The organism is Kitasatospora sp. NPDC058444 (assembly GCF_042721415.1).
Lineage (GTDB): Bacteria > Actinomycetota > Actinomycetes > Streptomycetales > Streptomycetaceae > Kitasatospora.
In genome coordinates, this window is sequence record NZ_JBHXLL010000016.1 from 62,487 (window position 1) to 76,280 (window position 13,794).

Annotated in this window: 9 protein-coding genes; 4 read left to right on the plus strand and 5 right to left on the minus strand. The window is 74.5% G+C overall.

The features are described 5' to 3' along the window. Position 1: 1 nt before the first annotated feature. From ACFWP2_RS18655 to ACFWP2_RS18675, 5 genes are all read right to left on the minus strand, one after another. The gene (locus ACFWP2_RS18655) at positions 2 to 1,195 is read right to left on the minus strand and encodes an AAA family ATPase (protein WP_380452553.1); all 1,194 of its coding nucleotides are present in this window, start codon (positions 1,193 to 1,195) and stop codon (positions 2 to 4) included. Beyond that, positions 1,192 to 6,282, minus strand: coding sequence for a hypothetical protein (locus tag ACFWP2_RS18660; protein WP_380452555.1), 5,091 nt, complete (start codon positions 6,280 to 6,282; stop codon positions 1,192 to 1,194). The genes ACFWP2_RS18655 and ACFWP2_RS18660 overlap by 4 nt, the downstream gene beginning before the upstream one ends. Further along, positions 6,279 to 7,136 (minus strand): DUF4132 domain-containing protein, encoded by an 858-nt coding sequence (locus ACFWP2_RS18665; RefSeq protein ID WP_380452557.1) that lies wholly within the window; start codon positions 7,134 to 7,136, stop codon positions 6,279 to 6,281. Before ACFWP2_RS18665 ends, ACFWP2_RS18660 begins: the two co-directional genes overlap by 4 nt. A 209-nt stretch (positions 7,137 to 7,345) precedes the next feature. Next, the gene (locus ACFWP2_RS18670; RefSeq protein WP_380452559.1) at positions 7,346 to 8,128 is read right to left on the minus strand and encodes an ABC transporter ATP-binding protein; all 783 of its coding nucleotides are present in this window, start codon (positions 8,126 to 8,128) and stop codon (positions 7,346 to 7,348) included. A 27-nt stretch (positions 8,129 to 8,155) separates the two neighbouring features. After that, entirely contained in the window at positions 8,156 to 9,190 is a 1,035-nt protein-coding gene (locus ACFWP2_RS18675) for an ABC transporter substrate-binding protein (protein WP_380452561.1), read from the minus strand. A 106-nt stretch (positions 9,191 to 9,296) separates the two neighbouring features. Here ACFWP2_RS18675 and fhuB point away from each other — a divergent pair, with 106 nt between their 5' ends. From fhuB to ACFWP2_RS18695, 4 genes are all read left to right on the plus strand, one after another. Then, a complete protein-coding gene (gene fhuB / locus ACFWP2_RS18680) occupies positions 9,297 to 11,474 on the plus strand; it encodes a Fe(3+)-hydroxamate ABC transporter permease FhuB (protein ID WP_380452563.1) in 2,178 nt (725 codons plus the stop codon). A 19-nt stretch (positions 11,475 to 11,493) separates the two neighbouring features. After that, a complete protein-coding gene (fes, locus tag ACFWP2_RS18685; RefSeq protein WP_380452565.1) occupies positions 11,494 to 12,618 on the plus strand; it encodes an enterochelin esterase in 1,125 nt (374 codons plus the stop codon). A 67-nt stretch (positions 12,619 to 12,685) separates the two neighbouring features. Next, positions 12,686 to 13,501 (plus strand): Scr1 family TA system antitoxin-like transcriptional regulator, encoded by an 816-nt coding sequence (locus ACFWP2_RS18690; protein ID WP_380452567.1) that lies wholly within the window; start codon positions 12,686 to 12,688, stop codon positions 13,499 to 13,501. Next, on the plus strand, positions 13,498 to 13,704 hold the full coding sequence (locus ACFWP2_RS18695) for a DUF397 domain-containing protein (protein ID WP_380452569.1): 207 nt from the start codon (positions 13,498 to 13,500) through the stop codon (positions 13,702 to 13,704). Before ACFWP2_RS18690 ends, ACFWP2_RS18695 begins: the two co-directional genes overlap by 4 nt. Positions 13,705 to 13,794 lie beyond the last annotated feature (90 nt).

Here is a 13,794-nt window from a genome sequence, read left to right on the forward strand (position 1 = left end):
ATCAGGCCTCCAGTGCCGAGCGGAGGTCCCAGAGGGTGCGCCAGGTGGCGGCGCCCTGTTCGGCGCGGCGGCGGACCGGGCCGTCCCAGTAGCCGAGCAGCCGGGCCGCGTCGGCCGGCTCGTCCTTGCGGACCACGCCGAGGAGCTGGCCGGGCAGCCGGCCGAGCAGGTCCCCGCCGTCGGGCAGGTAGGCGGCGCTGACGCCGAGCGAGGTGGCGACGGAGACCGCCTCGGCGGTGCTCATCACGGTGGACGGGCGTTCGACCTCCCAGCCCTCGGTGGAGCGGCCGGTGCGCAGGTCGCGGAAGGCGGTGACCAGGGCCTCCAGCACGGCGTCGTCCACCGCGTAGGCGGCGCCGGCCCGGGCCACGGCGACGGTGGACTGGCGGCGGACCAGGTCGACCTCGGCGGCGAGGCTGCCGATCGGGCCGACCGTCTCGAAGTTGAACCGCCGCTTGAGCGCCGCGGACATCTCGCTGACGCCCTTGTCCCGCAGGTTGGCGGTGGCGATCAGGGTGAAGCCGGCCGCGGCGTGCAGCTGCCCGTCCGGGGTGCCGGCCAGCTCGGGGACGGCGATGCGCCGCTCCGAGAGCAGCGAGACCAGGGCGTCCTGCACCTCGGGCAGGCAGCGGGTGACCTCCTCGACCCGGGCGACCGCGCCGGTGGTCATCGCGGTGAGCACCGGCGAGGGGACGAGGGCCTCGCGGCTGGGCCCCTTGGCGAGCAGCAGGGCGTAGTTCCAGCCGTACTTGAGCTGGTCCTCGGTGGTGCCGGCGGTGCCCTGGACGGTGAGCGCGCTGGTGCCGCAGAGGGCGGCGGCGAGCAGCTCGGAGAGCATGGACTTGGCGGTGCCGGGCTCGCCGACGAGCAGCAGGCCGCGCTCTCCGGCGAGGGTGACGACGCAGCGCTCGACCAGGGCGCGCTCACCGACGAACTTCGGCTCGATGACCAGGCCCTTGCGCCCGGCCTTGAGCTTCTCGCCGCCGCTGCCCATCACGAAGGTGACCACGGCGCGCGGGGTCAGGCGCCAGCCGGGCGGGCGCGGACCGCTGTCGTGGGCGGCCAGGAACTCCAGCTCGGCGGCGTACTTCTCCTCGGGCGGGACGGTCTGCCGGTCCGCGGCGGCGACGGTGGCCGTGCCGGGGGCGGTCGTGCCGACGCTGGTCGTGCCGGGGGTGGTCTCGGTGGCGGTCATCGGCGGGCCTTCCTGCGCTTGCTGGTCTGGAGCTCTTCGTAGCCGGGCACGTCGCCGTCGACGGTCCGCTGCCAGGCCCGGGCGAACAGCTCGGGGACGGGCAGGGTGACCAGCACGGGCCGGTGGGTGGGCAGTTCGTACAGGTCGGCCTTCCAGGTCTCGGCCGGCAGGGCGGGGGCCTTGGCCTCCTGCCAGCCGCCGGGCAGGAAGAGGCCGCGGCCGGCCCGGGCGCGCTTGGCCTCCAGCACCAGGCCGGTGGCGGCGAGTTCGGCGCGGGCCTTCTTCAGCCGGGCGGGCTTCCAGCCCGTCCAACGGGCGGTGTTGCGGTCGGTCGGGTCGGGCAGGGCGAGCAGTTGGAGGTAGAGCGTGGCCGCGTCCTCGCCCAGGCCGTGGGTGCGGGACGCCTCGGCGACCAGCTCGGGTACGGACAGCCGCGGGTCCTGCAGCCAGGCGGGGCCCTCGCCGACGGCCGGCACCGCGGCGGCGGAGGCGGCCAGTCGCTCCGGCTCGCCGCGCAGCACGGTCTCGATGGCCCGCCGCTCGGCCGGGTACCAGTAGTTGCCGGAGAGCCCTTCGAGCAGTTCGAGCAGCGGGTCGTCCGGTCCGGTGAGGGCGGCCGGGCGCAGCCAGACCCGCTCGGTCTCCTCGTGGTACGGCGTCAGGACGAGTGCCGGTCCGCAGCGGACCAGGCCGTCCCGGTCGGCGCCGCCCTCGGCGGGCAGGCCGAAGTGGGTGCGCAGGACGGCGGACAGCGAGGTGCCCTTGGGGGTGCGCACCAGGTCGAGGTCGAGCAGCAGCTCCGGGTCGGCCAGGCGGTCGCGCAGCGCTTCGGCGGCCGTGGGCAGCAGCGGCCGCAGCGGACTGTCGGCGGGCAGGTGGTAGGCGAGCCAGCGCAGCGCGGAGATGGTGGAGCTCAGCGCCCCCCTCTCGGGGACGGCGGACTCGTCCTCGGGGGCCAGCCGCGGGCCGGCTCCGCCCGCGTCGATGAACCGGAAGCCGGTGCGGCCGGTCAGCCACGGGGTGTGGGCGGGGTTGAGCACCGCTTCGACGGTGTCGATGGACACCCCCTGGACGGTGGCCAGCGCCTCCTCGGGGAGGGTGACCAGCCGTCCGAAGCGCCGGATCCACGCCTCGGCTCCGGCGGCGATGTCCGGCCCCTCGGTCCACAGCGTCTTCGGGTCGGCGGGCAGCAGGGCGCCCCAGACGTCGGCGAGGCCGTTGTGGTCGCGCCCCCGCAGCCATTTCCTGGCTGCCTTGAAGTCGGCTGCCTTGAGCCCGAGTTCGGCGGGCGCGGCGATGTCGCTCCAGTGGAGCAGGCCGGACGGCGGGCTGAGCAGCAGGGCGGAGCGGGCGGTGCCGATGCCGGTGAGCTCGCTGAAGGCCTCGGCCCTGGCCTGGTCGTACGGGACGACGCCGCGCAGCGCGGCGACCCGCCAGAACTTGGCGACCCAGGCGGCGCCGACCAGTTCCTCGGTGCCGCGCTCCTCGATCGTGGTGTAGTGCGCGACGGGGCCGAACTCCCCGCTCGGGTCGTGGTCGACGGCGAGCCAGTGCACGGTGCCGTCGGTGTACTGCCGCTGGTGGCCGAGGATGACGACGGTGCGCCCGCCGTGCCGCAGCACCTCGCCCTGGCGCTGGGCGACCGGCCGACCGCCGGTGGCGTTCACGGCCACCGGAACCTGCTCGGCGAGGACGATCTCGCGCAGGGTGGTGCCGCGGTCGGCCAGCGGGCCCTTGGTCAGCTCGCCGAGCAGCAGGACCAGCGAGGAGCGGTGGGCGGGCTCGGTGAACGGCGAGGCCACCGCGTGGGCCAGCGCGTGGACCCGGCCGAGCAGGTGCAGCCAGCCGTGGCTGACGTCGCCGTGGCGCAGGGCGACGGTGGCGGGGCTGCTCCAGCCCTCGCCGTCGGCGGCGGGCGGGGCGGCCAGCACCCCGGTGACGGCACGCAGGTTGTTGAGCACCCACCAGTGCTCGGCGGAGCCCCAGTTGTTGCCGAAGCCACCGATCTCGGGCAGCACGGCGCGCACGGCGTCGCGCAGTTCGTGGTCGCGCCCGTGCTCGGGCTGCCACTCGGTGTTCTGCTTCGTGCTCGGGCGCTCGGCCTCCGGCTGCGGGACGAACCGGGCGATCCGGTCCAGCAGGTCGGCGGCGAGGCGGGCGAGCCCGGCGACGCCGGCGAGCAGCCGCTGGTCCGCGATGCCGGGCAGGATCGCGCCGACCTCCGGGACGGGCAGGGTGCGCGGGGTGCGCCGGGCGAGCGGACGGCGCACGCCCTGGACGGTGAGCCAGCACCGCTCGTCCTCGGGGACGGGCTCGGTGTCGGTCGGCCAGGCGGCGTCGATCAGCCGGGCGGCCTGCTCGGCGGTGACGCCGCGCAGCACCGTGGAGCCGGCCTCGTCGCGCGGGCGCAGGGCGTGCCAGTGCGGGAACGGCGGGACGAGCGGGGTACCTGCGGCGGAGAGCTCGCCGGCGTGGCAGGGGCGCAGGTCGACGGTGCGGTCGGCGCGGCCGGTGAGGTCGGGCAGGTTGAGCGAGAAGTGCTCGCCGGAGGTGTGGCTGACCACCGGGTCGGCCGCGCCCGGCAGGGCGAGCCGGCCGACCGGGACGGTGTCCGACCGGTATCCGGTCAGCGGCAGCACGATGCGCTGCCCGTCGGCCGTGAAGGTGGTGACGGCCTTGTGGGGCTCGATCCTGACCCAGCTGCCGAGCACGGTGCCGTCGGTGCCGAGCGGGGTCCGCTCGAGGCCGGGCTGCAGCGGCAGCAGCCAGGTGCTCTTCCGGACGAGCCGGCCGGCCTGGGCGGTGGCGGCGATCACCGGCGGTTCGGCGGCGCGGCCCAGAGCGCCGGTGGCCGGGTCGAGTTCGCGCAGGACGGCCTCGCCGTCGGAGGCGTGGCGCACCGTCCAGTAGCCGGTGCCGTCGCCGAGGACGGGGTGCTCCTCGGGCATCCGGGTGTCGCCGGCGTGCAGCGGGCGCTCGCCGGTGGTGCGGCCGCCGCCGGGCAGTCGGAGCGAGGGCAGCTCGGGCTCGCGGTCGCCGTAGTAGTAGCCGGCGATGGTCTCGCCCTCCAGCTCGAACCGCTCGTCCGGGCGGCTCGACCAGTAGGCGAGCTGCTTGCCCTCGTGGGACCAGACGACCAGCAGTTCGCCGTCGACCAGGCGCAGCCGGATCCGGTTGCGCTGGCGCAGTTCCCCGGGCAGCCGGAGGGTGTGCTCCAGCACGACGCCCTCCGGGCCGACCACGACGGCCCGGTCGAGGCGGGCGAGGATCAGGTGCGGCCAGGCGTCCTCGATGACCAGGCCGCTCAGGCCGGCGCCGCCCAGGCTGGGGACGGGGTGCTGCGGGGCGTCGGCGGCGGGCGGGTCGGCGAGCTTGCCGAGTGCCTCCTCCAGGGCGGGCCAGCCGAGTTCGTCCAGGATGCCGGCCCGGAGGGCGTCGGTGAGCAGCCCGGCGACGTCGAGGGCGGCGACCCGGTCGGCGACGGCCGGCGCGACCGTCCGGACGGCGGTGCGGTGCTGGCCGAACGCGCGGACCAGGTCGGCGGCGGCGGCCAGGCCGCGGGCGGCGAACAGCTCCTCGGAGCGCTCCTCGGCCCACTCGGCGAACAGCTCGTTCAGCAGCGGCAGGGCGGGCACCTCGCGCTCGGCAGCCGTCTTCCAGGCGGCCGGGGCGGCTCGGCGCAGCAGCGGCCGGTAGCGCTCGTCGGCGCCGACGGCGGCGAGGGTGGGGCTGCCGGGGCCGCACTCCGAGACCCAGTCGTGCAGCTCGATGCCGAGGCCGTCCGGCGGGCCGGCCACCGGCACGCCCGCGGTGAGCAGCAGGTCCAGCAGGTCGATCCTGGTCCGGCTGGCGCGGATGCCGGTGTGGAGGTCCACCGGGACGGCGTCGGCCTTGAGCCGCTCGACCATCCGGCCGGCCAGCGCGATGGTGTCGGGGCAGCTGGGCCGGCTGCGCCAGCCGCGGCCGTGGTGGTTGCACCAGCGCTGGAGCCAGGCCGCGGCGGGCTCGGCGCCCTCGGCCCGGGGCCCGGTGAGCAGCTCCTCGGCGCCGGTCTCGGCGAGGACCCCCAGCCAGGCGGCGTCGTGCGGGGCCGGCTCGGAGGAGGCCGGGTCGGGCATCAGCTCCAGCAGGCGGGTACGCACGGCCGCGTCACCGCGGCCGAGCTCGACCAGCGCGCCGTGCCAGGACTTCCAGAACGCGGCGGGCGCCCGGTTGACGGCCGGGGAGTCCAGCAGCTCGGCGAGCAGCGCCCGTTCGTGCTCGGCGCGGTCCAGCCCGGCGGCCTTGATCAGGGCGCGGGCGTCCTCGGCGACCCCGGCGTACGGGGCCATGCCGGCCGCGGAGCGCTCGGTGCACAGCTGGCGGAAGCGCTGCCAGGCCGTCACCGGGTCGAGCCGCTGGGCGAGCTCCTTGACGTACTGGCGCAGGGACTTGACGGTGAGCGCGCCGGCCAGGGCGAACTCCAGGAAGACGGCGCGCAGCCGCTCCTCGTCCACCGCGAGGCCGTGGGTCCGCTCGGCCTCGCGGGCCTTGCCGAACCAGGCGGCGGCGTAGGTCTGGTTCTCGTGGCGGAGGAAGATCCGGCCGACCTCCTCGCAGAAGGTGGGCAGGAAGTGCGGGACGGCCCGGCCGAGGCGGACGGCCAGCGCGTCGAAGCCGTCCTTGGCGGCGCCGGGCTTGGAGGCGGTCTGGCGGCCTAGCCGCTCCATCTCCTTGACCAGGGCGAGCGCGTGGTGGCCGTTGGCCGGGTCGTGGACCAGGGCCCAGGCGGGGAAGCCGAGGGCCTCCTGGCGGACCTGCCCGACCTCGGCGGGCGCGGCCTCCGGGGCCAGCCCGAGGAAGTCGAGGGCGAGGTCCTCGGCCGGCCCGAGCGCGCCGGGGACGAGGCGGACGATCCGGCGCCCGTCGAGCGCGGGATGGGTGTAGGTGCGGGCGGTGAGGACGTCGGCGGCACTGTCGGGGCGGCCGGCGTCGGGCAGCGTGCCGGACGGGAGCACGGCCCCGGCGTCGAGCAGCGCCTCGGGCGTCGCGGTGGTCGGCTCCACGGTGGTCGAGTGCGCGGTGGTCGAGTGCGCGGTGGTGGTCATGCGGCTTCCTCCCCCTGGATCGTGCGGCCGGCGTACAGGGCGGCGGCCATCCGCATGCCCTCGGACCAGGCGACCGGTCCGACCTCGGTGAGCGGCAGGGCCCGGCCGTCGGGACCGGCCCAGCTGAGCGCGCCGGTCTCGCACTCGGCGTACTCGTAGTACTCGCCGGCCCAGACCCGGGCCTCGACGGTGCGGCCGCCCTCGGTGACCGGCTGGACGGCGAAGCCGCCGCGGACCCGGCAGCCGAGCCGGGTGGAGCGTCCGAGCAGCTCGCGCAGCTCCCGGTAGCGGCCGCCGGCGTAGGTGGTGACCTCGGTGCCGGCCGTCGGCTCCGCGGGCCGGTGCCAGACCTCGCGGTAGAGCTGCTGGACGCGCTGGGAGACGCCGAGTTCGACGGCGAACTCGCGCAGTTCGTCGAGGTCCTGGAGCAGGACCGGGTGCGGTATCAGCACCTCGCCGTCGGTGAGGCGCACGGTGTCGCCGTCCAGGTCGACCAGGCCGAGGCCGCGCTCGGCGTCGACGCCGCGCAGGAAGCCGGCCACGGAGCCGTCCGTGGTGGTGACCACGAGGTCCTTCAGGACGCCCTGCCAGGCCTCGTCCGGCCAGACGGCGGTGAGCACGGCGGCGGGCACCGGCAGCGAGCGGACCATCCAGCGCTCGACGTCCTCCAGGCAGCCGCGCTCGTGCGCGGCCAGCCACTCCGTGAGCTGCTTGAGCTGGGTGACCACCGGGTCGTCACCGAGCTTCGACGGTACGGACTTGAGGTCGCGGCCCGCCGCGTTGCGGCACACCACCCTGCCCTCCCCGTCGAGCGCGACGCGGTACCCTCCCGCGCCCGTCTCCACCCATGCCACGGCCGTACTCCTCCCACCAGGGAAACACCTGTCGATCGCCTGCTGACCAGCGATGCGAGGAACGTAGCGAGGCCCACTGACAACGCGACGGGCGGGGTGAGCACGGGCCCTGACATGGAGAGTTCAAACCACTCGAACGAGTGATCGAAGGCATGAGAAAACGGGGCGGCTGCTCGCAAGCAGCCACCCCGTCAGACCGACGAAGCGCGTCAGACCGACGGCGCCCGGGGCACGATCACCGGCGCGCCGTCGCCCGGCGCCGCGAGCACATGGCTGTCGATGTCGTACAGCGCCCGCACCAGCGGCGCGTCCACCACTTCGCGCGGCGGCCCGCAGGCCACCACCTCGCCGTCGCGCAGCGCGACCAGCAGGTCCGCGTAGCGGGCGGCCGCCGCGAGGTCGTGCAGCACCATGACCACCGTGCGCCCGCCCGCCGCGACCCGGCGGACCAGCTCCAGCACCTCCACCGCGTGCCCCAGGTCGAGCGCACTGGTCGGCTCGTCGAGCAGGACCACCGGGGTGTCCTGGGCGAGCACCATGGCGAGCCAGCAGCGCTGGCGCTGGCCGCCGGAGAGCCGGTCGAGGCGGCGGTCGGCGAGGTCCTCCACCCCGGTGGCGCGCAGGGCCTCGGCGGTCAGCCGCTCGTCCTGCGCCGACCACTGGCGGAACAGCCCCTGGTGCGGGTGGCGGCCGTAGCGGACCAGCCCGGCGACGGTGACCGCCTCCGGGGCCTGGGGGCTCTGCGGCAGCAGCGCGACCCGGTGGGCCGCCTGGCGCGGGCGCAGTCGCCACACGTCCTCGCCGCCGACCAGGACCCGCCCGCCGTCCGGACGGTGCAGCCGCGCGACGGACCGCAGCAGGGTGGACTTCCCGCAGCCGTTCGGGCCGACCACCGCCACCACCTGCCCGGCCGGGACGGTGAGGTCGACGCCGCCGAGCACCGGGCGCCCCGGCCCGTAGCCGGCACTGAGCCCTTGGATGGTCAACTCCATGGCAGCTCCCCCTGGTTCGACGTGCGCTCAGTTGCCGCCGAGTGCCTTGGTGAAGTCGCCGATGACCACGTCGGCGGCGAGCGGGCCGCCCCGGGTGGACCAGACCGAACCGTCCACGGTGACGGCGTGGTTGTTCTTCACCGCGCCCAGCTCCTGGTAGGCGGGCTTGGACTGGACGTCCTTGAGCGCGGCCTTGCCGTCGTCGGTCAGGGTGGACAGGAACAGCCAGTCGCCGTCGATCTCGTTGAGCTTCTCCAGGCTGAGCGCCGGGCTGTGCGCGTTGCCGTCCTTGTCCTGCGCGGCCGGGCGGGTCAGGCCCATGTCCAGGGCGACGCCACTGGCGAACTGCTTCTTCTCCATCCAGCTCGGGCCGGTGGGGTTCCAGCGCACGATGGAGACGGCGGCGCCCTTGTTCTTGGTGAGCTCGCCGCCCGCCTTGGCGGCCTTGGCCTCGTAGTCGCCGATCACCTTGTTGGCCTGGTCGAGCTTGTTGACGGCGTTGCCGATGCCGCGGAAGGCGAGCTTCCAGTCGTCCGTGGGCGCCATGGTGACCAGCGTGGCGGGGGTGATCTCGCGCAGCTGCTTGAGCACCTGCTCGTCCTGCATGTCGCCGGCCAGGATCAGGTCGGGCTTGGCGGCGATCACCTTGTCCATCACGGGCTGGAGCAGGTTCCCGACCACCGGGACGCCCTGCACCTTGTCCTTGAGGTACGCGGGCGGCTCGGCCAGCCCCTGGCCGTTGGTGATGCCGACCGGCTTGACGCCCAGGGCGAGCACCGCATCCAGGTCCTCCTGGGTGAGGGTGACGATCCGCTGGGGCTCGGCGGGGACCTCGACGGCCTTGCCGGTGGCGTCCTTGACGGTCCGCTTGCCGCCGTTGCCGGCGCCGCCCGCGCTGCCGCCCGCCGCGTCCGCCGCCGGGGAGCCGGAGGCGGACGAACCCGAGGACGAGGAGCCGGAGGAACCGCAGCCGGTGAGCAGGAGCGCGGCCGCCCCGGTGACGGCCAGCGCCTGGGCCGCACGGCGGCGGACGGGGCTGAGCGGGCGACGGGCGAACGGCATGGGTGCCTCCGGGCAACGGTGGTACGGGAGTTGAGCGGCGTCCGGACAGCCGGGCGGACGGGGGTGCCCCGCGGGACGGGCTCGGTCATTAGGTTAGCCTTACCTTATGACATTGTCGCAAGTCGGCGTCCCCACGGCGCCCCCCGCCACCGCGCCGGACTCGCCGCCACCGGGCCGGCGGAGCCGTCGGCCCGAGGGTGCCCGCCCCACCTGGCCGGCCGTCACCGCGACGGTGCTGCTCCTGCTCGCCCTGGCCGCGCTCTCGCTGTCGGTCGGCGCCGGCGAGGTCGGCCCCGGGCGAGTGCTCGACTACCTGCTGAACCGCGACGGCGCCCGCGCCGACGGCCGGCTCGCCCTGGTCGTCGGCGACCTGCGGCTGCCACGCACCCTCGCCGCCCTGCTGGTCGGCGCCGCGCTCGGCGTCGCCGGGGCACAACTGCAGTCCGTCACCCGCAACCCGCTGGCCGAGACCGGCCTGCTCGGCGTCAACGCCGGCGCCTCGCTGGGCGTCGTGTTCGGCATCGCCGTGCTCGGCGTGCAGACCTCCTTCGGCTACCTCGCCCTCGCCTTCGGCGGCGCGGTGCTCGCCAGCACGGTGGTGCTGCTGGTCGCCAGCACCCGGGGCGGCGGATCGCCGATGCGGCTGGTGCTCGCCGGCTCCGCCGTCGCGGCGATCTTCCGCGGACTCACCGACGTGCTCATCGTCAACTCCCCCGAGGCGTACGAGCGGTACCGGGTGTGGGTGCTCGGCTCACTGGCCGGAGTGGAGGGCTGGACGACACTGCGCCAGCTCGCCCCGGTGCTCGGCGCCGGCTTCCTGCTCGCCGCCCTCACCACCCGGCCGCTGACCGCCCTCGCCCTCGGCGACGACCTCGCCCGCGGCCTCGGCCACCGGCCCGGTGCCACCCGGGCCGCCGTCGCCGTCGCCGTCACCCTGCTGACCGCCTCGGCCGTCGCACTGGCCGGGCCGGTCGCGTTCCTCGGGCTGCTCGCCGGCTTCCTCGCCCGCACCGTCGCGGGCCCCCGGATCGGCCGACTCACTCTGCTCGCCGCGCTGTTCGGCGCCGTCGTGCTGACCGGGTCGGACGTGCTCGCCCGGGTGGTGGCCCGGCCCTTCGAGGCGCCGGTGTCGGTGATCGTCGCGCTGATCGGCGCCCCGGCGCTGATCGCGATCGTCCGCTCCCGGCGCTCCGCCGCCCTGGCCATGGCCGACCCCGCCGAGTCCGCACCGGCCGCACGAAGCGGCGAACCCGCCCCGCCCAAGCGGGACTTGACCCTGCGGTACGGCGCCTGGTCGCTGCTGCTGCCGCGCCGGGCGCTCCTGGCCTCGCTCGGCCTGGCCACCGCACTGCTGGCCGCCGTGGTGGTCTCGGCGCACGCCGGACAGAGCGAACTCGACCTCGCCCGCACCTTCCAGGCCGTGTTCGGGTACGGCGACCGGCTGGACGTGCTGCTGGTGCAGAAGTTCCGGCTCGGCCGGATCGTCGCCGGGCTCGCCGCCGGGGCCGCCCTCGGCCTGGCCGGCTGTCTCACCCAGACCCTCGCCCGCAACCGCCTGGCCACCCCCGAACTCCTCGGCGTCAACGACGGAGCCACGGCCGCCGTACTGATCTCCGCCAGCACCGCGGGCACCTTCGGCGCCTGGTGGGCCGGACCGCTCGGCGCACTGGTCGCCGTCCTGGTCGTCACCCTCGCCTCCGGCGGACTCGGCGCCCGCGGCTACCGGGTCCTGGTGGTCGGGCTCGCCATGTCGGCGCTCGCCTCCGCGGTCATCCAGGTCGCGATGGCCCGTCGCTCGCTCAACTCGGCGGGCTCGCTGTACATCTGGACCAACGGCAGCCTCAACGGACGGGACCTCGCCATCGCCACCCCCGTACTGCTCGGACTGGCCGTACTGGTGCCGCTCGCCCTGGCGGTGGCCAGGCGGCTGGCGGTGCTGCGCTTCGACGACAGCGTCGCCTCCGCCCTGGGCGTCGACCCGGGTCGGGTCCGACTCACCTGCCTGCTGCTGGCCGTCGCGCTGGCCGGACTGGCCGTCGGCGTCTGCGGGCCGGTCGGCTTCGTCGCCCTGGCCGCACCCGTGATCGCCGGGCGCCTGGCCGGGCCCGCCCGGGTGCCGGTGCTCGGCTCGGCGCTCACCGGCGCGCTGCTCGTCGTACTCGCCGACACCCTGGGACGGGTGCTGTTCGCCGGGGTGGAGATCCCCGTCGGCATCGTCACCACCGTCCTCGGCGGCCCCTTCCTGCTCTGGGTGCTGCTCGGCCGCAAGGGCAGCCCCGCTTAAGCCATTTGGAGACACCGCTGTGGAAACCCCGCTCGTCGCCCCCGACCCCGACGACCCCGCCTACCGCCTGGTCACCTTCACCCACGGGGAGGGCAACTGCGACGGCGTGCTCGCACTGGTGCACACCGTCACCGACAAGGACCGCCACTCCGGTGACCTGACACCACATCTGATGACACGTCAGACCGATGGCACGTGGTCGATCACCTACCGGCTGCGCGAGGACCACCGCGCCTCCTACCAGCTGTACCCGTTCCGCGGCGAGGCCCCCGGCACCACCCGCCCCGACTGGCTGCGCGTCCTCGACCACGCCCGCCCCGACCCGTACGACACCGAACCCCGGCTGCCCGCCCGCGACGGCCGCCACCCGTCCTCGGTGCTCAGCCTGCCCGCCGCCCCCGCGCAGCCGTACGTGGCTCGGCGCGACGACGTGCCACGCGGACGGGCGCTCGCGCACACGGTGGCCGGGCGGCGGGTGGACGTCCACCTCCCGGCCGGGCACCGGGCGGAGGGCGGGCCGTACCCGGTCGCGGTGCTGCTGGACGGCGAGATGTGGGGCGAGGTGCTGTCCGTCGGCGACACCCTCGACAACCTGACGGCCGACGGCGCGATCCCACCCACCGTCGCCCTGCTGGTGCACACCATGGGGCCGCAGCGGCCGGACGACCTGAGCTGCAACCCGGCCTTCGTCGACCTCCTCGCCGACCGCCTGCTGCCGTGGGCCGCAAAGGAGTTCGGCGTGACGACCGATCCTCGTGCCACCGTGATCGCCGGCCAGAGCGCGGGCGGCCTGACCGCCGCCTACGCCGCCTACCAGCGCCCGGACCGCTTCGGCAACGCGCTCTCCCAGTCCGGATCCTTCTGGTGGCCCGACGAGACCGAGTTCGACGCCGGCAGCGAATGGCTCACCCGCCGCTACGCCGCCGAGGAGCGGCGCCCGGCCCGCTTCTGGATCGAGGTCGGTTCGCAGGAGTGGATGCTCCTCGCCCAGAACCGCCACCTGCGCGACGTGCTGACGGCCCGCGGCTACGACCTCGCCTACCGCGAGTTCAACGGCGGCCACGACTACGCCTGCTGGCGCGGCGGCCTGGCGGACGGGCTGGCGCACCTGCTCGGATCACCCTGGGGGATGGTTTCGGACTGATTCGCATACCTCCAGGCCATCGGGCGTCTAGCGTCGAACTTCGCACCGATCGGCCTGGAGGTACCCCATGAAGACGTCATCGCCCGCAACGCCGCCGCCGATGTCGTGGCGGTACTGCGGCAACCAGATCAAGCTGTGGCGGACCCGCGCCGGCGTCAGCCGCGAGGACCTGGCCGAAGAGGCCGGGTACAACATCGAGAGCCTGCGGTCGATGGAAGCGGGACGGCGGAAGCCTTCGCAGCACTTGTTGCAGGTCGCAGACAATCTCTGCGACGCGAAGGGGATTCTGCTGGCGGGAGCTCAGTTCCTGGTGCCGGAGAAGTTTCCGCAGTTCGCGGAGGAGTACATCCGGAACGAGGAAGAGGCGCTGGTGATCAACTGGTATGAGAACCAGCTCGTTCCCGGCCTGCTCCAGACCGAAGCGACGGCCAGAACCATCATCGATGGTCGTTGGCCGCCACTGGACGACGAGACCGTCGCGGCGCGAGTGGCCGCTCGTCTCGAACGTCGGGCGTTGCTGAACATTCAGACCAAGGCGTTCAACTTTGTGATCGAAGAGGCCGTCCTACGCCGCCGCCTCAGCACGGAAGAAGCCCATGCCGAGCAGCTGCTACACCTCCTCACGGTCGGCAAGCAACGCAACGTCGTCATCCAGGTCGTTCCCTCGAAGGGTTTCCACCCTGGCTTGGAAGGACAGCTCATCCTCCTCGACTTGCCCGAACACCAACGGATCGCCTATGAAGAGGGCCAGGCTGGCGGGCGGCTGTACTCGGACGTCGACAAGGTACAGCTCCTCAGCCACCGCCATGAAAGGATCCTCCGACAGGCTCTCACTCCGGAGAAGTCGGCCGGGTTTATCAGCAAGCTGGTGGAGGATCAGTGAATCGCGAATTGGTCTGGTTCAAGTCCAGTCACAGCGGGAGCGAGGGCGGCGCCTGCGTGGAGGTCGCCCTCGCTCCAGGCGCAGTCCACGTCCGGGACTCCAAGGACAAGGCCGGCCCCCAACTCACCTTCACCACCGAGGCCTGGGCCGACTTCATCGGCTTCTCCCACGACGGCGGCCCCGACGCGGGCCGGTCCCGGTAGGGCACCGGCCCGACGCTGTCCACCTCGGGATCGAACGGCGGAGCTGCGGACCTCCTCGCCGGTCTGACGCCCCGTGACCAGGTGGCTTGT